Genomic DNA, 21246 nt, shown 5'->3' on the forward strand with positions numbered 1-21246 from the left:
CGGATGAAAGAAGAGCCTCGAACGAAGAAGTGCCCGAGGGTCTGTAGCTCAGCTGGTTAGAGCACCGTCTTGATAAGGCGGGGGTCGTTGGTTCGAACCCAACCAGACCCACCACTGATCAGATTGTGCGCACACAACGCGGGGGGCTGTAGCTCAGCTGGGAGAGCATCGGCTTTGCAAGCCGAGGGTCGTCGGTTCGATCCCGACCAGCTCCACCAGAGTACTGGGGGCGTACAGACCGATTCGTTCGAAGTGAAGACAGGTTAAGCAGTGTAGCCCCGCCCCGGCGGTGATGAGGGGGGTGAGGCTGTAGTGCTTAGCCTTGGCTTTTTGAGGCTTGCGTTCTTTAACAAATTGGGAAGTGTAAAGCGTGTGGCCGCCGGCGTTTATGTCAGGTCGGTGGCTACATGGGTTGTGTGATTGCATTGAAACAAATCGCGCTGCGCTGGCTTTGAACCGGCACGGTGGAGCGCGAGAAGCGCACGAGACGCGTTGAGTGCCGATGACTGGTTCCCTGGTGACAGGGGGCATGGTTATAGGATCAAGCGACTAAGTGCATGTGGTGGATGCCTTGGCGATCACAGGCGATGAAGGACGTGCAAGCCTGCGAAAAGCTACGGGGAGCTGGCAATGGAGCTTTGATCCGTAGATATCCGAATGGGGAAACCCGGCCCTTCACAGATGGCTTTCGACGTGCGTGAGCACGTCAAAACCCTCCTGCTGGCAATGCGAGCAGAGATGGCGAGAGAGCCATGTGTGAAGGGTCACCTCACACTGAATACATAGGTGTGTTGGGGCGAACCGAGCGAACTGAAACATCTAAGTAGCTCGAGGAAAAGAAATCAACCGAGATTGCGCAAGTAGTGGCGAGCGAACGCGCAACAGCCTGCACGACTAAACCATTGATTTAGCAGAACGGTCTGGAAAGTCCGGCGATACAGGGTGATAGCCCCGTATGCGAAAAATCGGTGGCGGGTCTGAGCGTGCGACAAGTAGGGCGGGACACGTGAAATCCTGTCTGAAGATGGGGGGACCATCCTCCAAGGCTAAATACTCGTGATCGACCGATAGTGAACCAGTACCGTGAGGGAAAGGCGAAAAGAACCCCGGGAGGGGAGTGAAATAGATCCTGAAACCGCATGCATACAAACAGTGGGAGCCTCCTTGAGGGGTGACTGCGTACCTTTTGTATAATGGGTCAGCGACTTACGTCATGTTGCGAGCTTAACCGATTAGGGGAGGCGTAGCGAAAGCGAGTCTGATAAGGGCGCTTGAGTAGCATGATGTAGACCCGAAACCGGATGATCTATCCATGGCCAGGATGAAGGTGCGGTAACACGCACTGGAGGTCCGAACCCACTAATGTTGAAAAATTAGGGGATGAGCTGTGGATAGGGGTGAAAGGCTAAACAAATCCGGAGATAGCTGGTTCTCCCCGAAAACTATTTAGGTAGTGCGTCGTACGGACACTTGCGGGGGTAGAGCACTGTAATCGTTGGGGGGGTCATCGCGATTTACCCCGCGATCGCAAACTCCGAATACCGCAAAGTGATATACGGCAGACAGACAGCGGGTGCTAACGTCCGTTGTCAAGAGGGAAACAACCCAGACCGCCAGCTAAGGTCCCAAATGCATGGCTAAGTGGCAAACGAGGTGGGAAGGCCCAGACAGCTAGGAGGTTGGCTTAGAAGCAGCCATCCTTTAAAGAAAGCGTAATAGCTCACTAGTCGAGTCGTCCTGCGCGGAAGATGTAACGGGGCTCAAGCCATGAACCGAAGCTGCGGATGCACTATGTGCATGGTAGGGGAGCGTTCCGTAGGCCTGTGAAGGTGTCTTGTGAAGGATGCTGGAGGTATCGGAAGTGCGAATGCTGACATGAGTAGCGATAAAGGGAGTGAAAAGCTCCCTCGCCGAAAGCCCAAGGTTTCCTGCGCAACGTTCATCGGCGCAGGGTGAGTCGGCCCCTAAGGCGAGGCTGAAAAGCGTAGTCGATGGGAAACAGGTCAATATTCCTGTACCGCTCTATGATGCGATGGGGGGACGGAGAAGGTTAGCTCAGCCGGGTGTTGGACGTCCCGGTTCAAGCGTGTAGGCGTGCTCTCTAGGCAAATCCGGAGAGCTGAGCCAAGGCGTGATAACGAGAGCCCTTGTGGCTCGAAGTGAGTGATACCCTGCTTCCAGGAAAAGCCTCTAAGCTTCAGTCATAGAGTGACCGTACCGCAAACCGACACAGGTGGGCAGGTAGAAAATACCCAGGCGCTTGAGAGAACTCAGGAGAAGGAACTCGGCAAATTGATACCGTAACTTCGGGAGAAGGTATGCCCATGGTAGGTGAAGCCCCTCGCGGGTGGAGCTGACGTGGGCCGCAGAGAATCGGTGGCTGCGACTGTTTATTAAAAACACAGCACTGTGCAAAATCGAAAGATGACGTATACGGTGTGACGCCTGCCCGGTGCCGGAAGGTTAAGTGATGGGGTGAGAGCTCTTGATCGAAGCCCCGGTAAACGGCGGCCGTAACTATAACGGTCCTAAGGTAGCGAAATTCCTTGTCGGGTAAGTTCCGACCTGCACGAATGGCGTAACGATGGCCACACTGTCTCCTCCTGAGACTCAGCGAAGTTGAAGTGTTTGTGAAGATGCAATCTCCCCGCGGCAAGACGGAAAGACCCCATGAACCTTTACTGTAGCTTTGCATTGGACTTTGACGTCACTTGTGTAGGATAGGTGGGAGGCTTTGAAGTGGGAACGCCAGTTCTCATGGAGCCAACCTTGAAATACCACCCTGGTGTCGTTGAGGTTCTAACCTGGGTCCGTGAATCCGGATCGGGGACCGTGCATGGCAGGCAGTTTGACTGGGGCGGTCTCCTCCCAAAGAGTAACGGAGGAGTACGAAGGTCATCTAGACACGGTCGGACATCGTGTTGATAGTGCAATGGCAGAAGATGGCTTGACTGCGAGACCGACAAGTCGAGCAGGTGCGAAAGCAGGTCATAGTGATCCGGTGGTTCTGTATGGAAGGGCCATCGCTCAACGGATAAAAGGTACTCTGGGGATAACAGGCTGATTCCGCCCAAGAGTTCACATCGACGGCGGAGTTTGGCACCTCGATGTCGGCTCATCACATCCTGGGGCTGTAGCCGGTCCCAAGGGTATGGCTGTTCGCCATTTAAAGTGGTACGTGAGCTGGGTTTAAAACGTCGTGAGACAGTTTGGTCCCTATCTGCCGTGGGCGCTGGAAGTTTGAGAGGACCTGCTCCTAGTACGAGAGGACCGGAGTGGACGCACCTCTGGTGTACCGGTTGTGACGCCAGTCGCATCGCCGGGTAGCTAAGTGCGGAAGAGATAACCGCTGAAAGCATCTAAGCGGGAAACTCGCCTCAAGATGAGACTTCCCTCAGGCCTTGAGCCTGCTGAAGGGTCGTTGAAGACCACAACGTTGATAGGCCGGGTGTGTAAGCGCAGTAATGCGTTGAGCTAACCGGTACTAATTGCCCGTGAGGCTTGATCCTATAACCATGCAACACAACGTGAATCCGTGCGCTCGACGCAATCACGCAGCCCAACACAACAAACACACGCCAAACACCCCCAATTTGTTACCCGTCAAAGTCTGACGACCATAGCAGCCTGGAACCACACCTTCCCATCCCGAACAGGAACGTGAAACAGGCCCGCGCCGATGATAGTGCAGATTACCTGTGTGAAAGTAGGTCATCGTCAGACTAACCAACAGCAAAAAGCCGCTGAATCAAATCGATTCAGCGGCTTTTTTGCGTCCGCGCTCCGCGAGTGAGAAGGGTCTGCGAGGGCTGTTCGACGCCCCCGCGGTGATTCAGTTGAGCGTGTGGGGGACGGCGAGTCGGAACGGCTCGATGATGGCATCGAAGGCGTGTCCGTCGGCTGCGACCATGCGATAGCTGCCGTGCATCGTCCCGACAGGGGTGCTGAGAATGGCGCCGCTGGTATAGCGATGATGTTCGCCGGGGACGATGGTCGGTTGTTTTCCGACGACGCCGTCGCCCCGCACTTCCTCGACTTCGCCCGTGCCATCTGTAATGACCCAGTGCCGGCTCATCAGCCGTGCGGCGATACTGCCATGATTGGTGACGGTAATATGGTAGGCGAAGGCAAAGCGCCCATTGGCCGGGTCGGACTGTGCCGCTACATACTCCGTCACGGCTTCGACGCGCACGTCGTACTGGTCAGCTTCGTTCATGCAACTCCTCGTGGCTGTCGGGGCGGCACCCGAATGCGGGTAAAGTCACCTCTCGGTTAAAATATCATCTTTTTCTGCGGAACAACGACCATGCCCGTCTCTGCCCTCACGGCGCTCTCTCCCCTCGACGGCCGTTACGAGGCCCGGCTCGGCGCTCTGCGCGAGCATTTCTCGGAACACGGTCTGATTCGCTACCGCGTACGTGTAGAGATCGAGTGGCTCAAGGCGCTCGCGGCTGAAGCACGACTGGCGGACATTCCTGCGTTCTCGGCACAGGCCGTGGCGGCGCTGGATGACGTCATTGCGCGTTTCACGACAGCCGACAGCGATGCGGTCAAGACCATCGAGGCGACCACGAATCACGACGTCAAGGCGATGGAATACTGGCTCAAGCAACGTCTGGCGAACAACGCCGAAGTCATGCGCGTGTCGGAGTTCATCCACTTCGCGTGCACCTCGGAAGACATCAACAATACTTCTCATGCATTGATGCTGCGCGAGGGGCGCGACGGCGTGCTGTTGCCGAAGCTCGATGCGGTGATCGACGCGCTGCGCGGACAGGCGCACTTGCTCGCCGATGTGCCGATGCTCTCGCGCACCCACGGGCAATCAGCGAGCCCGACGACGCTCGGCAAGGAGCTTGCGAACATCGTCGCGCGACTCGAGCGCGCCCGCCGAAGCATAGCTGCGGTGTCGCTAAGCGCGAAGTTCAACGGGGCGGTCGGCAATTACAACGCGCATCTTTCGGCCTGGCCGGACTTCGACTGGGAAGGTTTCAACCGTCGCTTCATCGAATCACTGGGGCTGGAGTTCAACCCGTACACCATCCAGATCGAGCCGCACGACGCGATGGCCGAACTGTTCGATGCGCTGGCGCGCTGCAACACCATCGCGATCGACGCCTGCCGGGACATCTGGATGTACGTCTCGCTGGGCTACTTCAAGCAGCGTCTCAAGGATGGCGAGGTCGGTTCGTCGACGATGCCGCACAAGGTCAATCCCATCGATTTCGAGAACGCAGAGGGCAATTTGGGTGTGGCCAACGCGGTGCTGCGCCACTTTTCGGAGAAGCTTCCGATTTCACGCATGCAGCGCGACCTGACGGATTCGACGGTGCTGCGCAACATGGGCGTCGCCGTAGGTCACACGGTGCTTGCACTCGACAGCATGCTGCGCGGCATCGACAAGCTCGAGGCGAACCCGTCGCGCCTGGCCGAGGATCTGGACGATGCGTGGGAAGTGCTGGCCGAGCCGGTGCAGACGGTCATGCGCCGCTTCGGCGTGCCCAATCCGTACGAGCAGCTCAAGGCCATGACGCGCGGCAAGGGCATTACGCGTGAGGCCTTGCACGGCTTCATCGCGCAGTTGCCGATTCCGGAGGCCGAGCGTCGTCGTCTGCTTGCCATGACGCCAGCGAACTACGTGGGAAAGGCGGCCGAACTGGCGCGTCGCGTTTGAGGAGGGGTGATGAGTAGCATCGGATTCGCGGCAGTGCTCAAGCAGCTACCCAAGGTATCCCATCTGGCGAGCATCGAGTTGCTCGACGACGGCGACGCCGTAGTCGCGACGATCGAGAACAGGCCGGGCCAGGGTGGTTCGCTCGCCGTCTACAATCATCTTGCCCAGGTCCACGGTGCGATCACGCCGGAGGCCGCGAGGAAGGGGTTAGAGCTGTTTTCGGAACACACCGAGGATGCACTCGCCAATCCCGGCAAGCACCCGAACATCGATCGGTTGATCGGGCTGGTGGAACGCGGCGAGACGCTGCGCGTCAAGCATCGGTTCGCGTTGTAGCGTGTACTGACCGGCAGACATGAAAAAGCCCCGCAGCGCGGGGCTTTTTCATGTCAGGACGGAAAAGCTCAGACGACGGCTTCTTCCTTGTCCTTCTTGGGCTTGACGAACTGTTCGCGCGACACCCCGAACCACATCACGAGTGGGCTCGAAACCAGCACCGAGGAGTAGATGCCGAAGATGATACCGATGGTCAGCGCCAGCGCGAAGTAGTGCAGGGTTTCGCCGCCAAAGATCAGCATCGACAGGACCACCATCAAGGTACTGCCGTGCGTGATCACGGTGCGCGACATGGTGCGCGTGATCGCGTGATCGATGACTTCGGTCGTGCTCAGCCCGCGGCGCTTGCGGAAGGTCTCGCGTACGCGGTCGAAGATGACCACGGTCTCGTTGACCGAATAGCCGAGTACGGCCAGCACGGCGGCGAGCACGGGGAGCGAGAACTCCCACTGGAAGAAGGCGAAGAAGCCGATGATGATGAGAACGTCGTGCAGGTTGGCGATGCTCGCCGCCAGCGCGAAGCGCCACTCGAAGCGCATCGCCAGATAGGCCATCATGCCGACCATCACGAACAGCAGGGCCATGCCGCCGTCGGCCGCCAGTTCCTTGCCGATCTGCGGGCCGACGAACTCCACTCGGCGCAATTCGGGCTCGGGGCCGTCGATCGAGCTCAGCGTGGCCATCACGTTCTCGGAAACCCGGTCGGCCTCGAGGTCGTCGCGGTTGGGCAGGCGAACCAGGATGTCGCGGGCGCTGCCGAAATTCTGCACCTGCGCGTCCGAGTAACCGGCGTCAGACAGCGCCTGACGGATGTCCTCGACGCGCGGTGGCTGCGGGTAGCTCACCTCGACCAGGGTGCCGCCGGTGAATTCCACCGACAGATTCAGCCCGCGCATGGCGATGAAGATCACCGCCAGCGCGAAGGTCACCAGCGAGATGATGTTGAACTTCAGCGCATGGCGCATGAAGGGGATGTCGTTCTTGATGCGGAAGAATTCCATCTTTGCTTGTTCCCTGCGTGCGATCAGCCGATCGCCAGGCGGTCGATCTTGCGACGACGCCCGTAGATGAGGTTCACGATCATGCGTGAAACGAGGATCGCGCTGAACATCGAGGTCAGAATGCCCAGGCAGTGCACCACGGCGAAGCCGCGCACCGGGCCGGAGCCAAACACCAGCAGTGCGATGCCGGCGATCAGGGTGGTGATGTTCGCGTCGAGAATGGTGCCGAAGGCGCGCTCGTAGCCGGCCGTGATCGCCGCCTGCGGGGTGACGCCGTTGTTTATTTCTTCACGGATGCGCTCGTTGATCAGCACGTTGGCGTCAATCGCCATGCCGATGGTCAGCGCCATCGCGGCGATGCCCGGCAGGGTCAGTGTTGCCTGCAGCAGGGACAGCAGTGCGATGAGCAGTCCCAGGTTGGCGGTCAGCGCGATCACCGACACCAGGCCGAACAGCGTGTAGTAGACGGTCATGAACACGGCGATCGCGACGAAGCCCCACAATACCGAGTTGAAGCCCTTGGAGATGTTCTCCGCGCCCAGGCTGGGGCCGACCGTGCGTTCCTCGATGATCTCCATCGGTGCGGCGAGGCTGCCCGAGCGCAGCAGCAGCGCGATGCGGTTGGCCTCCTCGACGCTCATGCTGCCCGAAATCTGCACGCGCCCGCCGCCGATCTCGGTGCGGATCACCGGGGCCGTGACGACTTCGCCACGCCCCTTCTCGAACAACAGAATGGCCATGCGCTTGCCCACGTTGTCGCGCGTGACGTCGCGGAAGATGCGTGAGCCGGGCGAATCCAGCGTCAGATGCACGGCCGGATCGTTGGTCTGACTGTCGAAGCCGGGTTGCGCGTCGGTCAGGCGGTCGCCCGTGAGGATCACGTCGTTCTTGACCAGCAGCGGGCCGCCGCCCCGTTCCGTGTACAACTCCGTGCCGAAAGGCACCTGGCCGTTGAGCGCATCCTCGATCGCGCCGGGCGAATCGTCGACCAGGCGCACTTCCAGGGTCGCGGTGCGCCCGAGGATGTCCTTGGCCTTGGCCACGTCCTGCACGCCGGGCAGCTGCACGACGATGCGGTCCGCGCCCTGTTGCTGGATGATCGGCTCGGCCACGCCCAGTTCGTTGATGCGGTTGCGCAGCGTCGTGATGTTCTGCGTGATCGCGAATTCGCGGATGGTCTGTGCCGCCTGCGGCAGCAGCGAGGCGATCAGCTTGTAGTCGTTCTCGCCATCGTCGCGAGCGGCCAGTTCCAGGTCGCTGTTGCCGGAGGAAATCGCGCGGCGTGCGGCTTCGCGTTGCTCGGTGTCGCGAAAGCGCAGCTCGATGGTATTGCCTTCACGCGTCACGCCGGCATGCCGGATGCGGCGGTCGCGCAGCAGCGTGCGCAGGTCGCCGGTGGTCGAGTCGAGGCGGTTGGTGATGGCGCCGGCCATGTCGACCTCGAGCAGAAAGTGCACGCCGCCGCGCAGGTCCAGGCCCAGGTACATCGGCAGGGCGTTGATCGAGGTCAGCCAGTTGGGGGTGGCCGGCAGCAGGTTGAGCGCGACAATGTAGGACGGATCCTGCGGATCGGGGTTGAGCGCGGCGTCGATGGTGTCGCGTGCGCGCAGCTGCTCTTCGGTGTCCGCGAAGCGGAAGCGGATGCTGTTCTCGTCGGCGAACACGCCGGTGTGCTGCAGGTCGGTGGCGGTCAATTCGGACTCGAGCCGGCCGATCAGTGACTGGTCGAGCTGCACGGTCGACTTGGCGCTCGAGACCTGTACCGCAGGCACTTCGCCGTAGAAATTCGGGATGGTGTAGATCAGGCCGAAGACCAGCACCAAGCAGATCAGGATGTTCTTCCAGAGCGGATAGCGGTTCATGACTGGGTCGCTGTTCGTGGGAGTGCGGGCCGCGCGGGCGGCGGCCCGAAGTGGCGCCGGCGGGCATGGCTGCCGCCGGCGCTGCGGGGATCAGCTGGCGCGCAGCGTGCCCTTGGGCAGGACGGTGGCGACGGCTCCGCGCTGGACGACGATGTTGACGTTGTCGGCCACCTCGAGATTGACGAAGTTGTCATCGATCTCGGAAATGCGTCCGGCCATGCCGCCCTGGGTGATGACTTCATCGCCCTTGGCGAGCGCGGCGACCATGGCCTTGTGTTCCTTCGCACGCTTCATCTGCGGGCGGATCATCAGGAACCACAGGATCACGAACATCAGGATCAGCGGCAGCAGTCCCATCAGGCCGCCGGTGGCCGAGGCGTCGCCCGCGGCCTGGGCGTATGCGTTGGAAATGAACACTCTTGTCTCCGGTTTGGGTTGACGAACGGGCCATTATAACAACACCAAAGCCCTTGTGCTGCCAGCGAATTCAGCCGTTTCCGCCGCGTTCCGTGGCAAATCGCAGGGCGTACTCGCGCAGCCGGTCGTCAGCGATCGCTTCGCGCAGCTCGCGCATCAGCGTCTGGTAGTAGTGCAGGTTGTGCACGGTGTTGAGCATGCTGCCGAGGATCTCGCCACTGCGGTGCAGATGGTGCAGGTAGGCGCGGCTGAAGTTGCGGCAGGTGTAGCACGCGCAGCTCGCATCCAGCGGACGCGTGTCGGCCTTGTGGAAGGCATTCTTGATCTTGACGTCGCCGAAGCGCGTGAACAGCCAGCCGTTGCGCGCGTTGCGCGTAGGCATCACGCAGTCGAACATGTCGATGCCGGCGGACACGCTGGCCACCAGATCTTCCGGCGTGCCCACGCCCATCAGATAGCGCGGCTTGTCGGCGGGAAGGCGCGGTGCGGTATGGGCGAGGATGCGGCGCATGTCTTCCTTGGGTTCGCCCACCGACAGGCCACCGATGGCGTAGCCGGCAAAGCCGATGGCCTCCAGCCCGGCCAGCGACTCGTCGCGCAGGTCTTCATACATGCCGCCCTGCACGATGCCGAACAGCGCGTTGGGATTCTCGAGCGCGTCGAAGGCGTCGCGCGAGCGGCGCGCCCAGCGCTGCGACAGTTGCATGGATTTGGCCGCCTCGTCGCGCGTGGCCGGGTAGGGCGTGCATTCGTCGAAGATCATGACGATGTCGGAGTCGAGCACCGTCTGGATGCGCATCGACTCTTCCGGCGTCAGGAAGAGTTTCGCGCCGTCGATGGGCGAGGCGAACTTCACGCCTTCTTCCGTGATCTTGCGCAGCGCGTCCAGACTGAACACCTGAAAGCCGCCCGAGTCGGTGAGGATGGGCTTGTCCCAGGCCATGAAACGGTGCAGGCCGCCATGTGCGGTGATCACGTCCAGGTCCGGGCGCAGCCACAGATGGAAGGTGTTGCCCAGGCAGATCTGCGCGCCGATGTCGGTGAGCATCTGCGGCGTCATGGCCTTGACCGTGCCATAGGTGCCCACCGGCATGAACACCGGCGTTTCCACCGTGCCGTGGGCAAGGGTGAGGCGGCCGCGGCGGGCGGCGCCGCTGGTGGCGAGAAGATCAAATTGCATCGTTTCGTCGGGCGAGGAACATGGCGTCGCCGTAGCTGAAGAATCGGTATTCATGGGCTACCGCGTGGGCGTAGGCGCGGCGGATGGGTTCCATGCCGGCAAAAGCCGAGACCAGCATGAGCAGCGTCGATTTGGGCAGGTGGAAGTTGGTGATCAGCGCGTCGACCACCTGGAAGCGGAAGCCGGGCAGGATGAACAGCCCGGTCTCGCTCGAGCCGGCTTCGAGTGCGCCGTCCTGCGCCGCGCCTTCGAGCGCGCGCAGGCTGGTGGTGCCCACCGCGATCACGCGCCTTCCTGCGGCGTGCGTGCGACGTATGGCCTCGACCGTGTCGCGCGGGATGACGTAGCGTTCGCGGTGCATGCGATGTTCACCGAGATTGTCGGTGCGCACCGGCTGGAAGGTGCCGGCACCGACGTGCAGCGTGATGTAGGCGAGATTGGCGCCGCGGCTGCGCAGACGATCGAGCGTGGCCGCGTCGAAATGCAGGCCGGCCGTAGGCGCGGCCACCGAGCCCGGCTCGCGCGCATACACGGTCTGGTAGCGCGCCTCGTCGGTGTCATCGGCGGCGCGCTCGATATAGGGCGGCAGTGGCAGCTTGCCGTGGCGCTCGAGCAGCGCGAACAGATCCTCGTCCGCCGGAAAGCGCAGGTGGAAGAATTCGCCCACGCGGCCCAGCACGGTGACGTCGATGGCATCGGCCAGATGCAGCACCGTGCCGGTGGCGGGCGACTTGCTCGCACGCACCTGGGCCAGCGCCTCGTGCGTGCCGATGGCGCGCTCGACCAGTACCTCCACGCGCCCGCCGGTGTCGCGCTTGGTGCCGAGCAGGCGCGCGTGGATCACGCGTGTGTCGTTGAACACCAGCAGGTCGCCCGGCTCGATCAGATCGGGCAGTTCGCGGAACATGAGGTCTTCGAGTCGATCGCCGTCGAGCAGCAGCAGGCGGCTGGCGCTGCGGTCGGCCAGCGGTTGCTGTGCGATGCGCTCGGGCGGCAGGGGGTAGTCGAAATCGTCGAGGGTCAGTGGCATTGTATTGCCGCTCCCGGGGGTGTCGTGGATAATACGGCGCTCCCCGGCCGGGGTGGCGGAATCGGTAGACGCAGCGGACTCAAAATCCGCCGCTGGCGACAGCGTGAGGGTTCGAGTCCCTCTCCCGGCACCACGTTGGCGGGCGGTGCCCTGCCGGCCGGAGTGCGAAGCGGCGCGATGATAGCATTGCCGCCGTTCGGCCGATGCGTTCGCGCCTGCCGATCCGTTTCGCGCCGGAGGCCGCATGCTGCGTATCGCCGTGCTCACCGCCCTGGCCATGCTGGCCTTCGCCGCCAATTCCGTGCTGTGCCGTCTGGCGCTGCGCGACGGCGACATCGATCCGGCCAGCTTCACGCTCATCCGCATCCTCTCGGGCGCGCTCGTGCTGTGGGTCATCGTGCGCGTGCGCGCCGGCGTCGCTGCCGGGTCGCGCGGCGACTGGTTTTCCGCCGCAACGCTGTTCGCCTATGCGGCGGCCTTCTCCTATGCCTATGTCGGCCTGTCGGCCGGTGCCGGTGCGTTGCTGCTGTTCGGCGCCGTGCAGGCGACCATGATCCTCACCGCGTTGATGCGCGGCGAGCGCATGTCGGCCGTGCAATGGGGTGGTTTCGCGCTTGCCGTGGGCGGGCTGCTCGCGCTGCTCTCGCCGGGGCTCACTGCGCCGCCCTGGTTCCCGTCGCTGCTGATGATCATCGCCGGCATCGCGTGGGGCGCATACTCGTTGCGCGGTCGCGGCAACACCGATCCGCTGGCGACGACCGCCGGCAACTTCCTGCGCGGCGTGCCGATGGTCGTGGTGCTGGCCGCGCTCGCGTGGCCGTGGCTGCACGCGACGCCGGCGGGCGTCGTGCCGGCGGTGATCTCGGGTGCGCTCGCCTCGGGCATCGGCTACGCGATCTGGTATGCGGCGCTGCCGCGTCTGGCGGCGACCTCGGCGGCGACGGTGCAGCTGTCGGTGCCGGTGATCGCGGCGGCCGGCGGCGCACTGTTGCTGGCCGAGCCGCTCACGTTGCGCCTGTTGCTGGCCTCGGCGGCGACGCTGGGCGGCATCTGGCTGGTGATTCGCTGGCGCCGCGCCTGAGCCGCCCTCGGCAGCGACGGAACTCGGTTATCATCTGGCGGTCCGAAGCAACGATATCGAAGCGCCCGAAAGACGTGGCGCGCGACAAACCAGAAGGAGGAAAGGCACCCATGATCGATCGGAGCATTGCAGCCAACCGGAGCGAGGCTTCGGTACTGTCGACCAACAAGGTCATTCGCAACACCTACATCCTGCTGTCGCTGACGCTGGCGTTCTCGGCCGTCACGGCCGGGGTGTCGATGGCGCTGAACCTGCCGCATCCGGGCATCATCCTGACCCTGATCGGTTATTTCGGCCTGTTGTTTCTGGTGACCAAGCTGCGCAACAGTTCGACCGGCATCCTCGCCGTGTTCGCGCTGACCGGCTTCATGGGCTACACGCTGGGCCCCATCCTGACCATGTATCTGTCGCTGCCCAACGGCGGCCAGATCGTCATGCAGGCACTGGGCGGCACGGCCGCGATCTTCCTCGGCCTGTCCGGCTACGCGCTGACCTCGCGCAAGGACTTCTCGTTCATGGGTGGCTTCCTGATGGTCGGCATCCTGGTGGCCTTCCTGGCCGGTCTGGGCGCGATCTTCTTCCAGATGCCCGCGCTGTCGCTGGCCGTGTCGGCGATGTTCGTGCTGCTGATGTCGGGCCTGATCCTGTGGGAGACGAGCAACATCATCCACGGTGGCGAGACCAACTACATCATGGCCACGGTCACGCTGTACGTGTCGATCTACAATCTCTTCACCAGCCTGCTGCACCTGCTCGGGGTGTTCAACAACGAGTGATGCGGCGCGCGCCAGACGGCGCGTGAGGCCATGCATGCAAGGGCGCCCGCGAGGCGCCCTTGTCTTTTGCGGCCGATGTGCTGGCAGTGTCGTGGTGCGCTGCGGTTACAATGCACGGCTTCACGACCCGGAACGACGTTATCGGCACGATCCCGATCGGTCCGGGCGACCCAAATCCAAGCAGGGGCAGCGTCGATGAAAACCACGTTTCTGGACTTCGAGCGTCCGGTCGCCGAACTCGAGGAAAAGATCGCTCAACTGCGCTTCGTGCAGGACGACCCGGCGGTCGACCTGTCGGGCGAGATCGCCCGTCTCGAGAAGAAGAGCGAATCACTCACCCGCGATCTTTACGCCAAGCTCACGCCGTGGCAGATCTCGCAGGTCGCGCGTCATCCGCAGCGGCCGTACACGCTCGACTATGTGCGCGAAGTCTTCACCGACTTCCGCGAGTTGCACGGCGATCGCAGCTATGCCGATGACCAGGCCATCGTCGGCGGGCTGGCGCGCTTCAACGGCGCGAGCTGCGTCGTGATCGGCCACCAGAAGGGGCGCGACACCAAGGAGAAGATCGCGCGCAATTTCGGCATGCCGCGCCCCGAGGGCTATCGCAAGGCGATGCGCCTGATGCGCCTGGCCGAGAAGTTCAACCTGCCCATCTTCACCTTCGTCGACACGCCGGGCGCCTATCCGGGCATCGGCGCCGAGGAGCGTGGCCAGTCCGAGGCCATCGGCCGCAATCTCTATGTGATGGCGGAGTTGAAGGTGCCGATCATCTCCACCGTGATCGGCGAGGGCGGCTCCGGTGGCGCGCTGGCGATCGCCGTCGGCGATCAGGTGCTGATGCTGCAGTATTCCACTTATTCGGTGATCTCGCCCGAAGGCTGCGCCTCCATCCTGTGGAAAAGCCCCGACAAGGCGTCGGCGGCCGCCGAGGCGATGGGGATTACCGCCGAGCGGCTGCACGGCCTGGGTCTGATCGACCGCGTCGTGCCCGAGCCGGTGGGCGGCGCGCATCGCGACTACGGCGCGATGGCGGCCTCGCTGCGCAAGGCCTTGCAGGAGTCGCTGCGCCAGGTGGCCGATCTCGATGTCGACGAACTGCTCGAGCGACGCTTTGATCGGCTGATGAGCCATGGCCGCTTCAAGGACCAGGGCGCAGCCTGATCCGATCCTCGCCGGCCGCGTCGCGGCCGTGCTCGACGCGGCCGGCGTCGGCCCCGGCAGCCGGCTGTGCGTCGCACTCTCGGGCGGGGTCGACTCGGTGGTCACGCTGCACCAGCTCGCTGCGCTGCGCAAAGAGCGCGGCTTTGTGTTGCGTGCCGCGCACGTCGATCATGGCCTGCAGCCGGCCGCCGGCGACTGGGCGGCTTTCTGCGAGCGTCTGTGTGCCGGGCTCGGTGTCGAAATCGACGTTTTTCCCGTGACGGTGCGCCGTGACCACCCCGACGGGCTCGAGGCGGCCGCGCGCGAGGCGCGCCATGGCGCGCTGGCGACGCTCACGGTCGACTGGCTGGTGTTTGGCCATCATCTCGACGATCAGGCAGAGACCGTGCTGTTCCGCCTGTTGCGCGGCGTCGGCGTGCGCGGTGCGGGCGCGATGGCCGCGTGCGAGCCGGGCGCGCCGGGCCGCTTGCGACCGCTGCTCGAAGTGCGGCGCGGCGAGATTCTCGAGTACGCGCGCGCGGCCGCCCTGACATGGGTCGAGGATCACAGCAATGCCGACCGGCGTCATGCGCGCAACCGCCTGCGCCATGACGTGCTGCCATGCGTCGAGGCGGCGTTTCCGCAGGCCGCGGAGATGCTCGCGCGCTCGGCGCTCAACTTTCGAGAAGCCGACGGCCTGCTCGACGAACTGGCGCATCAGGATGCGCGCGCCTGCGGTGACGGCGAGCGCTTTTCGCTGGACGCGCTGCGCGCCTTGTCCGCGCCGCGTCTGCGCAACCTGCTGCGCTGGCGCATCCGCTGCACTGGCGCCGAGGCGCCAGCGCGCGCGCGTCTGCTCGAGGCGGTGCGCCAGTTGCGCAGCACCACGACTCCCTCGCTGCATCTGCCGCTCGGGCAGGTGGCCTGCTGCCTGCATCGCGGCCGGGTGTGGATCGAGGCAATGCCCATGCGCGCGCATCCGCGGCCGGTCCGCTGGTGCGGCGAGGAGGAAATCGCCTGGAGCGACGGGCGCGTGCTCTTCGAGCGACGGCGTGGCGAAGGTCTGAGCGCCGCGTTGCTCGAGCGCGGCGAGGTCGTGGTTGCGTCGCGACGGGGGGGGCTGCGCATGAGCGACGCCCCCGGGCGGCCGCGGCACAGCTTCAAGAATCTCTGTCAGGAAGCCGGTGTGCCGCCGTGGTGGCGCGACCGCCTGCCGGTGGTGTATGTGGACGACGAGCCGGTGTGGATCGCCGGTGTCGGCATCGCCGCCGCGGCGCGGTGTGCGCCGGGCGAGCGGGGCGTGCTGCCGTCATGGTGGCGGCCGGGCGCGCCGCTCAGAAGTTGACGCCCTTGAGCAACTGAGCCAGCTCCACCGCCGAGCGCACGCCCATCTTCTCGAAGATGCGCGAGCGGTGGGCCTCGACGGTGCGCATCGAGATGTCGAGTTCGTCGGCAATGACCTTGTTGTACTTGCCCTCGAGGATGAGCGCCATGACTTCGCGCTCGCGCGCGGTCAGCAGGGTGAGCTTCTCGGCCACGGCGAGGCTTTCGCTGCGCGCGCGTCGGCGTTCGGCGTCGATTTCCATCGCGCGCTGAATCACGGCAATCAGGTCGCCGTCGTCGAAGGGCTTCTCGATGAAGTCGTAGGCGCCCTTCTTGAGCGCGGCCACGGCCATCGGCACGTCGCCGTGGCCGGTGATGAAGATCACCGGCAACTCGTTGCCGCGCGCACGCAGCGCGTCGAAGCATTCGAGCCCGCTCATGCCTTCCATGCGGATGTCGAGCACCACGCAGCCGTTCCAGTCGGGTGTGATCGCGGCGAGGAAGTCTTCCGCGCTGGACCACGTGGTGCACGGCAGCTTGCGGGTCTTGAGCAGCCATTGCAGCGCGTCGCGGATGGCTTCGTCGTCGTCGATGATGTGGGCGCAGGCGGGGTTCATGCGGGGATCGCTTCCTTTTCGACGGAGAGGGTGAGGATGAACACCGAGCCGCCTTCCGCGCCGGGCTCGAACACCAGGCGGCCGTGGTGCAGTTCGGCGATCGAGCGGCAGATGTTCAGGCCCATGCCCATGCCTTCCTGCTTGGTCGAGAAGAAGGGCTCGAACAGCCGCTTGGCAACCTCGGGCGGGATACCGTCGCCGCGGTCGGCCACGCGCAGCACCAGCTGGTCGCTGAGGCGTCGTGTCGAGACCTTGACCACGCGGCGCTCGCGCGGCAACTGGCCAATGGCGTCCATCGCGTTGCGCACCAGGTTGACCACCAGCTGCTCGATCATCACCGGGTCGGCCGTGAGTGGCGGCAGCGCTTCGCCCAGGTCGAGTTCCATGCGGATCTGGCGTTTGCGCGCGTCGGCGTCCATCAGTTCCACGGCTTCGCGGATCACGGCATTGAGGGCGAGCGGTTCGCGCTTGGGCTCGGAGCGGCGCACGAAGTCATGCACGCGGTGGATGATGGCCGCGGCGCGGTAGGCCTGGCGGGCGATCTTCTCATGCACCTCGCGCAATTCGTCGGGGTCGATCTCGCCTTCGGCGAGCAGATTCAGGCAGCCGCTGTTGTAGGTGTTGATCGCCGCCAGCGGCTGGTTGAGTTCGTGCGCCAGCGTGGAGGCCATCTCGCCCATCGTGATCAGGCGCGAGGTGGCCTGCAGGCGCTCGTCCTGCTGGCGGGCCAGTTCGCGCGCACGTTTGCGCTCGGTGATGTCCATGATCGATCCCATCCATCCGGTTTGCCGCCCCGAGGCGTCGATCAGCGGCGCCTCGAAGATGAGGGCGTCGAGCGCCTCGCCGTTCTTGCGCCGCAGCCGCACCTCCACGCCCGCGCGCGGCCCCTGGCCGGAGAGGATCATGTCGTGGATCTCCTGCAGGCGTTCGATGTGCTCGGGATGCCAGTAGGGCATGGGCGGGCGCAGGCCGATGAGTTCGTCGGCGGTGAAGCCGACCATGTTGCAGAAGGCCGGATTGACGTAGGTGATGCGCCCGGTCAGGTCGCGTGCGCGCAGGCCCGTGAGCAGCGAATCCTCCATCGCCTTGCGGAACAGCGTCTCGCCGCGCAGTGCCTGCTCGGCTGCCAGGCGCCGCTTGAGTTGGCGACGCAGCATCCAGAAGCTCCAGATCAGCACCATTGCGAGAATCAGGATGGAACTGGTCAGCAGCACCGGGATCCAGCGCACGTCGTCGCGGTAGGCGGTGATCTGCAGCAGCAGGCCGTGTCCTGGCGGGTCGAAGGCCATGGTGTAGCTGTGTGTGTCGGACAGCGGCGCGACGCGTGAGCGCGAGGCGATTTCGCGCCCTTCCGAATCGATCACGCTGACGTGGTATCTCTCGGTAAACCACCATGGCAGCTCGCGCGCGAGCAGGCCTTCGAGGGAGTAGACTCCCACACTGATGCCGAGCAGGCCCGAATCGGTGAAGGCAGGGATGTAGACCTCGAACTGATGGCCGCCGCCGGCAGCCGGGTAGACCGGGCCGTAGACGGGGCGTCCGATGTTGCGCGACAGGTGTGCCAGGTCCGCGTCGAGGATGGCCTGCGTGCCGTCCGGGCCGCGTGGTACGGCGTCGGCCAGCGGCGGCAGCGCGCCCAGCGTGCGGGCGTTGGCGTCGAGCCAGATCACGCGCACCAGGCCGATCTCGGCACGCAGGATCTGGCGCAGGCGCGCGTCGGTTTGCGGCGAGATGTCGGAGACCACCAGTTCCGGCCCGAGCTGGGCGAGCTGGGCCGCATTGCGGTCGAGCTGGAATTGCAGGCTCTGCTCCATCCACAGCACGTCGCTGATCAGGGTGTGGCGCTGGGTATCCGCGTCGTGAACCCGGGTGAGCCACAGCAAGGCGCCGATGAGCAGCACGAACACCACCAGCGCGACCCAGGTCAGGTGGGTCATGCGGTGCGAGCCGGTCGCGGCAGGGGGAGTGGTTGTGGTATCCATTGTGCGCATCCGTCGCCCCCGGTGGCGGCGATGTCTTGCGGGGCTTGTGTGTGGCGGCTGTCATGTTAATTGAGAACGCGCCCGGAATGGAGGCAAGACCATGAGACGCCTTTCGGCGTTGATCCTGCTGCTGATGCTTGCTGCGGCGCCGCTGCCCGCTGCGGCAGACGAATCCATCGTGATCCGCTTCAGCCACGTGGTGTCGCCGGACGCACCCAAGGGCAAGGCGGCCGAATTCTTCGCGCAGCGCGCGGCCGAGCTCACGCGCGGTCGCGTGCGCGTCGAGGTGTACGCCGACAGCGAGCTGTATGCCGACCGCGACGAGATGGAGGCCCTGCAACTGGGTGCGGTGCACATGCTCGCACCCTCGCTGGCCAAGTTCAGCGTGCTCGGGGCCAATGGCTTCGAGCTGTTCGATCTGCCCTACATCTTCGAAGACCGGCGCGCCCTGCGTGCGGTGACCGAGGGGCCCATCGGCGAGCGCCTGCTCGAGTCGCTCGAGGATCGTGGCATCAAGGGGCTGGCGTTCTGGGACAACGGTTTCAAGTCCTTCTCGGCGAACACGCCGATCCGCGTGCCCGCCGATCTGGCCGGCAAGCGCATGCGCATCCAGGCCTCGCGCGTCATCGAGGAGCAGATGCTCGCGCTCGGCGCGGTGCCGCACATGATGTCGTTCTCCGATGTCTACGAGGCCTTGCGCGCCGGCGTCGTGGACGGCACCGAGAATCCGCACTCCAATCTCTACACGCAGCGCATGCACGAGGTCCAGCCCTATCTCGCGCTCACCGAACACGGCTACCTGGGCTATGCCGTGATCGTCAACAAGCGCTTCTGGGACACATTGCCGCGCGGTGTGCGGCGCCCGCTCGAGCGCGCCATGCGCGAGGCCACGACCTATGCCAACCGCATCGCTCGTGAGGAGAACCAGCTCGCCCTCGAGGCTATCCTCGCGGCCGGCACCACCGAAGTCCATGTGCTCGACGCGGCCGCGCGAGCGGCCTTCCGGCGCGCGCTGCTGCCGGTGCATCAAAGTGCGGCTGAGCGCATCGGCGAGGATCTGCTCGCAGAGGTCTATCGGGCGACCGGTTTCGATCCGCAGCGCAAGTGATGCGATGCGCCGGGAGTGCGCACAAACTGGATGAGAAGGCCTGCGGTTACTGATAGACTACAGGGCTTTATCCACATCCTGACCCGAGCGCGGGCAGACTACCGGAGAATCCTGCATGGCCAACGAACGCACGCTTTCCATCATCAAGCCCGATGCCGTCGCGAAGAACGTGATCGGCAAGATCTACCAGCGTTTCGAGGACGCCGGACTGAAGGTCGTCGCCGCGCGCATGATGCACCTGTCCGAGCGCGAGGCCTCGCAGTTCTACGCCGTGCACAAGGAGCGCCCGTTCTTCAAGGATCTGGTGTCGTTCATGATTTCCGGCCCGGTCATGGTGCAGGCGCTCGAAGGTGAGGGCGCCATCGCCAAGAACCGCGACCTGATGGGCGCGACCGATCCCAAGAAGGCCGAGCCGGGCACCATTCGCGCCGACTTCGCCGATTCGATCGACGCCAACGCCGTGCACGGCTCGGACGCGCCGGAAACGGCCGCGGCCGAAATCGCCTTCTTCTTCCCCGGTCTGGACGTCCACGGCCGCTGAGGCCCGTGGCCGGCGTTGCCACGCAGCGCCGGCCAGCCCTGATCCCATGAGCGCCCCGGTCAACCTTCTCGATTTCGACAGTGACGCACTCGTCGCCTGGTTCGCCGGACGCGGCGAGAAGCCGTTCCGTGCGCGCCAGGTGATGCGCTGGATCCACCGCGACGGCTGCGACGACTTTGCCGCGATGACCGACGTCGCCAAGTCGCTGCGCGCCAAGCTCGGCGAGTGCGCGACAATCCGCGCACCGCAGCCGGTGCGCGACAGCGTGTCGAACGACGGTACGCGCAAGTGGCTGCTCGACGTCGGCAACGGCAATGCCGTCGAGACGGTGTTCATCCCCGAGGCGCATCGCGGCACGTTGTGCGTGTCCTCGCAGGCCGGCTGCGCGCTCGACTGTGCCTTCTGTTCGACCGGCAAGCAGGGCTTCAACCGCAACCTGAGCGCCGGCGAGATCATCGGCCAGCTGTGGCTGGCCAATCGCCTGCTCGGCGCTGCGCGCGAGGCGGCGACCGATCTCGACGCCGGCGAGAAGGATAACGGGCGCATCATCAGCAACGTCGTGATGATGGGCATGGGCGAGCCGCTGGCCAACTTCGACAGCGTCGTCACGGCGCTGCGCCTGATGCTCGACGACAACGCCTACGGTCTGTCGCGCCGGCGCGTGACGGTGTCGACCTCGGGCATCGTGCCGGCCATGGACCGACTGCGTGACGAATGTCCGGTGGCGCTGGCAGTGTCGCTGCACGCGCCCGACGATGCGCTGCGCGACCGTCTCGTGCCGATCAACAAGAAGTATCCGCTGGCCCAGCTGATGGCCGCCTGCCGGCGCTATCTGGAGCGCGCGCCGCGCGACTTCATCACCTTCGAGTACGTCATGCTCGACGGGGTCAACGACCATGACGCCGACGCGCGCAAGCTCGTCGAGCTGGTGCGCGATGTGCCCTGCAAGTTCAATCTGATACCGTTCAATCCGTTCCCGGGGTCGGAGTTCCGGCGTTCCGGGAGCGAGCGCATCCGGCGTTTCGCCGAGGTGCTGATTGAGGCGGGCATCGTCACCACCACGCGTCGTACGCGTGGCGAGGACGTCGACGCGGCCTGCGGTCAGCTCGCCGGCCAGGTGCAGGACCGGACGCGGCGCACCACACGCCTGGTCAAGGCTTGATACGGGAGAGGCG

At 64.3% G+C, this 21246-nt stretch carries 17 protein-coding genes, 3 tRNA genes and 2 rRNA genes; 14 read left to right on the top strand and 8 right to left on the bottom strand.

Features of this window, described 5'->3' with window-relative positions:
• Positions 1–37 precede the first annotated feature (37 nt).
• The 4 genes from C0099_RS03370 (at position 38) to rrf (ending at position 3723) form a co-directional block, all read left to right on the top strand.
• A tRNA-Ile gene (locus tag C0099_RS03370) sits at positions 38–114 on the top strand.
• 28 nt (positions 115–142) lie between these two features.
• Positions 143–218: transfer RNA gene (locus tag C0099_RS03375), tRNA-Ala, on the top strand.
• 321 nt (positions 219–539) lie between these two features.
• Positions 540–3509: ribosomal RNA gene (locus C0099_RS03380) — 23S ribosomal RNA — on the top strand.
• A 100-nt stretch (positions 3510–3609) separates the two neighbouring features.
• Positions 3610–3723, top strand: a 5S ribosomal RNA gene (rrf, locus tag C0099_RS03385).
• Between the two features lie 109 nt (positions 3724–3832).
• On the opposite strand, the gene apaG is transcribed toward rrf, so the two are convergent.
• A complete protein-coding gene (apaG, locus tag C0099_RS03390; RefSeq protein ID WP_102246139.1) occupies positions 3833–4216 on the bottom strand; it encodes a Co2+/Mg2+ efflux protein ApaG in 384 nt (127 codons plus the stop codon).
• 90 nt (positions 4217–4306) lie between these two features.
• Between apaG and purB the strand changes: the two genes are divergently transcribed.
• Together purB and C0099_RS03400 are read left to right on the top strand one after the other, a co-directional pair.
• Positions 4307–5674, top strand: coding sequence for an adenylosuccinate lyase (gene purB, locus C0099_RS03395; RefSeq protein ID WP_102246140.1), 1368 nt, complete (start codon positions 4307–4309; stop codon positions 5672–5674).
• Positions 5675–5692: 18 nt separating this feature from the next.
• Positions 5693–6010: a DUF2322 family protein gene (locus tag C0099_RS03400; protein ID WP_102248364.1), complete on the top strand. Its 318-nt coding sequence runs from the start codon at positions 5693–5695 to the stop codon at positions 6008–6010.
• A gap of 68 nt (positions 6011–6078) precedes the next feature.
• On the opposite strand, the gene secF is transcribed toward C0099_RS03400, so the two are convergent.
• From secF to queA, 5 genes are all read right to left on the bottom strand, one after another.
• Positions 6079–7011, bottom strand: a complete 933-nt coding sequence (gene secF, locus C0099_RS03405) for a protein translocase subunit SecF (RefSeq protein WP_102246141.1) — start codon at positions 7009–7011, stop codon at positions 6079–6081.
• 23 nt (positions 7012–7034) lie between these two features.
• Positions 7035–8873, bottom strand: coding sequence for a protein translocase subunit SecD (gene secD, locus C0099_RS03410; protein WP_102246142.1), 1839 nt, complete (start codon positions 8871–8873; stop codon positions 7035–7037).
• A 90-nt stretch (positions 8874–8963) separates the two neighbouring features.
• Positions 8964–9290, bottom strand: coding sequence for a preprotein translocase subunit YajC (yajC, locus tag C0099_RS03415; protein ID WP_102246143.1), 327 nt, complete (start codon positions 9288–9290; stop codon positions 8964–8966).
• A gap of 70 nt (positions 9291–9360) precedes the next feature.
• A complete protein-coding gene (tgt, locus tag C0099_RS03420; protein WP_102246144.1) occupies positions 9361–10470 on the bottom strand; it encodes a tRNA guanosine(34) transglycosylase Tgt in 1110 nt (369 codons plus the stop codon).
• Complete coding sequence (gene queA / locus C0099_RS03425) at positions 10460–11500, bottom strand: tRNA preQ1(34) S-adenosylmethionine ribosyltransferase-isomerase QueA (protein WP_102246145.1); 1041 nt, start codon at positions 11498–11500, stop codon at positions 10460–10462. Before queA ends, tgt begins: the two co-directional genes overlap by 11 nt.
• Before the next feature lie 46 nt (positions 11501–11546).
• Here queA and C0099_RS03430 point away from each other — a divergent pair.
• The 5 genes from C0099_RS03430 (at position 11547) to tilS (ending at position 15845) form a co-directional block, all read left to right on the top strand.
• Positions 11547–11633, top strand: a tRNA-Leu gene (locus tag C0099_RS03430).
• A gap of 111 nt (positions 11634–11744) precedes the next feature.
• Positions 11745–12581: a DMT family transporter gene (locus C0099_RS03435; RefSeq protein ID WP_102246146.1), complete on the top strand. Its 837-nt coding sequence runs from the start codon at positions 11745–11747 to the stop codon at positions 12579–12581.
• A gap of 110 nt (positions 12582–12691) precedes the next feature.
• Entirely contained in the window at positions 12692–13357 is a 666-nt protein-coding gene (locus tag C0099_RS03440; protein WP_102246147.1) for a Bax inhibitor-1/YccA family protein, read from the top strand.
• Positions 13358–13552: 195 nt separating this feature from the next.
• Complete coding sequence (locus C0099_RS03445; protein ID WP_102246148.1) at positions 13553–14521, top strand: acetyl-CoA carboxylase carboxyltransferase subunit alpha; 969 nt, start codon at positions 13553–13555, stop codon at positions 14519–14521.
• Positions 14490–15845: a tRNA lysidine(34) synthetase TilS gene (gene tilS / locus C0099_RS03450; protein WP_102246149.1), complete on the top strand. Its 1356-nt coding sequence runs from the start codon at positions 14490–14492 to the stop codon at positions 15843–15845. The genes C0099_RS03445 and tilS overlap by 32 nt, the downstream gene beginning before the upstream one ends.
• On the opposite strand, the gene C0099_RS03455 is transcribed toward tilS, so the two are convergent.
• The gene (locus tag C0099_RS03455; RefSeq protein ID WP_102246150.1) at positions 15835–16440 is read right to left on the bottom strand and encodes a response regulator transcription factor; all 606 of its coding nucleotides are present in this window, start codon (positions 16438–16440) and stop codon (positions 15835–15837) included. The two genes, tilS and C0099_RS03455, sit on opposite strands and share 11 nt — an antisense overlap.
• Positions 16437–18422 (bottom strand): sensor histidine kinase, encoded by a 1986-nt coding sequence (locus C0099_RS03460; protein WP_228151640.1) that lies wholly within the window; start codon positions 18420–18422, stop codon positions 16437–16439. The genes C0099_RS03455 and C0099_RS03460 overlap by 4 nt, the downstream gene beginning before the upstream one ends.
• Positions 18423–18522: 100 nt before the next feature.
• Here C0099_RS03460 and C0099_RS03465 point away from each other — a divergent pair, with 100 nt between their 5' ends.
• The 3 genes from C0099_RS03465 (at position 18523) to rlmN (ending at position 21233) form a co-directional block, all read left to right on the top strand.
• Positions 18523–19530 carry a DctP family TRAP transporter solute-binding subunit gene (locus C0099_RS03465; RefSeq protein WP_102246152.1) on the top strand — a complete coding sequence of 336 codons (1008 nt, stop codon included), beginning with the start codon at positions 18523–18525 and terminating at the stop codon, positions 19528–19530.
• Positions 19531–19645: 115 nt separating this feature from the next.
• A complete protein-coding gene (ndk, locus tag C0099_RS03470) occupies positions 19646–20071 on the top strand; it encodes a nucleoside-diphosphate kinase (RefSeq protein ID WP_102246153.1) in 426 nt (141 codons plus the stop codon).
• 46 nt (positions 20072–20117) lie between these two features.
• Entirely contained in the window at positions 20118–21233 is a 1116-nt protein-coding gene (rlmN, locus tag C0099_RS03475; RefSeq protein WP_102246154.1) for a 23S rRNA (adenine(2503)-C(2))-methyltransferase RlmN, read from the top strand.
• Positions 21234–21246 lie beyond the last annotated feature (13 nt).

It is taken from the genome of Pseudazoarcus pumilus, assembly GCF_002872475.1.
In the GTDB taxonomy this organism is placed as follows: Bacteria; Pseudomonadota; Gammaproteobacteria; order Burkholderiales; family Rhodocyclaceae; genus Pseudazoarcus; species Pseudazoarcus pumilus.

Bases quoted from the DNA above. Each gene is read 5' to 3' on its own strand.
- secD (WP_102246142.1), bottom strand. From the start codon at position 8,873: ATGAACCGCTATCCGCTCTGGAAGAACATCCTGATCTGCTTGGTGCTG.
- C0099_RS03465 (WP_102246152.1), top strand. From the start codon at position 18,523: ATGAGACGCCTTTCGGCGTTGATCCTGCTGCTGATGCTTGCTGCGGCG.
- tgt (WP_102246144.1), bottom strand. From the start codon at position 10,470: ATGCAATTTGATCTTCTCGCCACCAGCGGCGCCGCCCGCCGCGGCCGC.
- C0099_RS03435 (WP_102246146.1), top strand. From the start codon at position 11,745: ATGCTGCGTATCGCCGTGCTCACCGCCCTGGCCATGCTGGCCTTCGCC.
- ndk (WP_102246153.1), top strand. From the start codon at position 19,646: ATGGCCAACGAACGCACGCTTTCCATCATCAAGCCCGATGCCGTCGCG.
- C0099_RS03455 (WP_102246150.1), bottom strand. From the start codon at position 16,440: ATGAACCCCGCCTGCGCCCACATCATCGACGACGACGAAGCCATCCGC.
- secF (WP_102246141.1), bottom strand. From the start codon at position 7,011: ATGGAATTCTTCCGCATCAAGAACGACATCCCCTTCATGCGCCATGCG.
- queA (WP_102246145.1), bottom strand. From the start codon at position 11,500: ATGCCACTGACCCTCGACGATTTCGACTACCCCCTGCCGCCCGAGCGC.
- apaG (WP_102246139.1), bottom strand. From the start codon at position 4,216: ATGAACGAAGCTGACCAGTACGACGTGCGCGTCGAAGCCGTGACGGAG.
- C0099_RS03445 (WP_102246148.1), top strand. From the start codon at position 13,553: ATGAAAACCACGTTTCTGGACTTCGAGCGTCCGGTCGCCGAACTCGAG.
- tilS (WP_102246149.1), top strand. From the start codon at position 14,490: ATGGCCGCTTCAAGGACCAGGGCGCAGCCTGATCCGATCCTCGCCGGC.
- purB (WP_102246140.1), top strand. From the start codon at position 4,307: ATGCCCGTCTCTGCCCTCACGGCGCTCTCTCCCCTCGACGGCCGTTAC.
- rlmN (WP_102246154.1), top strand. From the start codon at position 20,118: ATGAGCGCCCCGGTCAACCTTCTCGATTTCGACAGTGACGCACTCGTC.
- C0099_RS03460 (WP_228151640.1), bottom strand. From the start codon at position 18,422: ATGGATACCACAACCACTCCCCCTGCCGCGACCGGCTCGCACCGCATG.
- C0099_RS03440 (WP_102246147.1), top strand. From the start codon at position 12,692: ATGATCGATCGGAGCATTGCAGCCAACCGGAGCGAGGCTTCGGTACTG.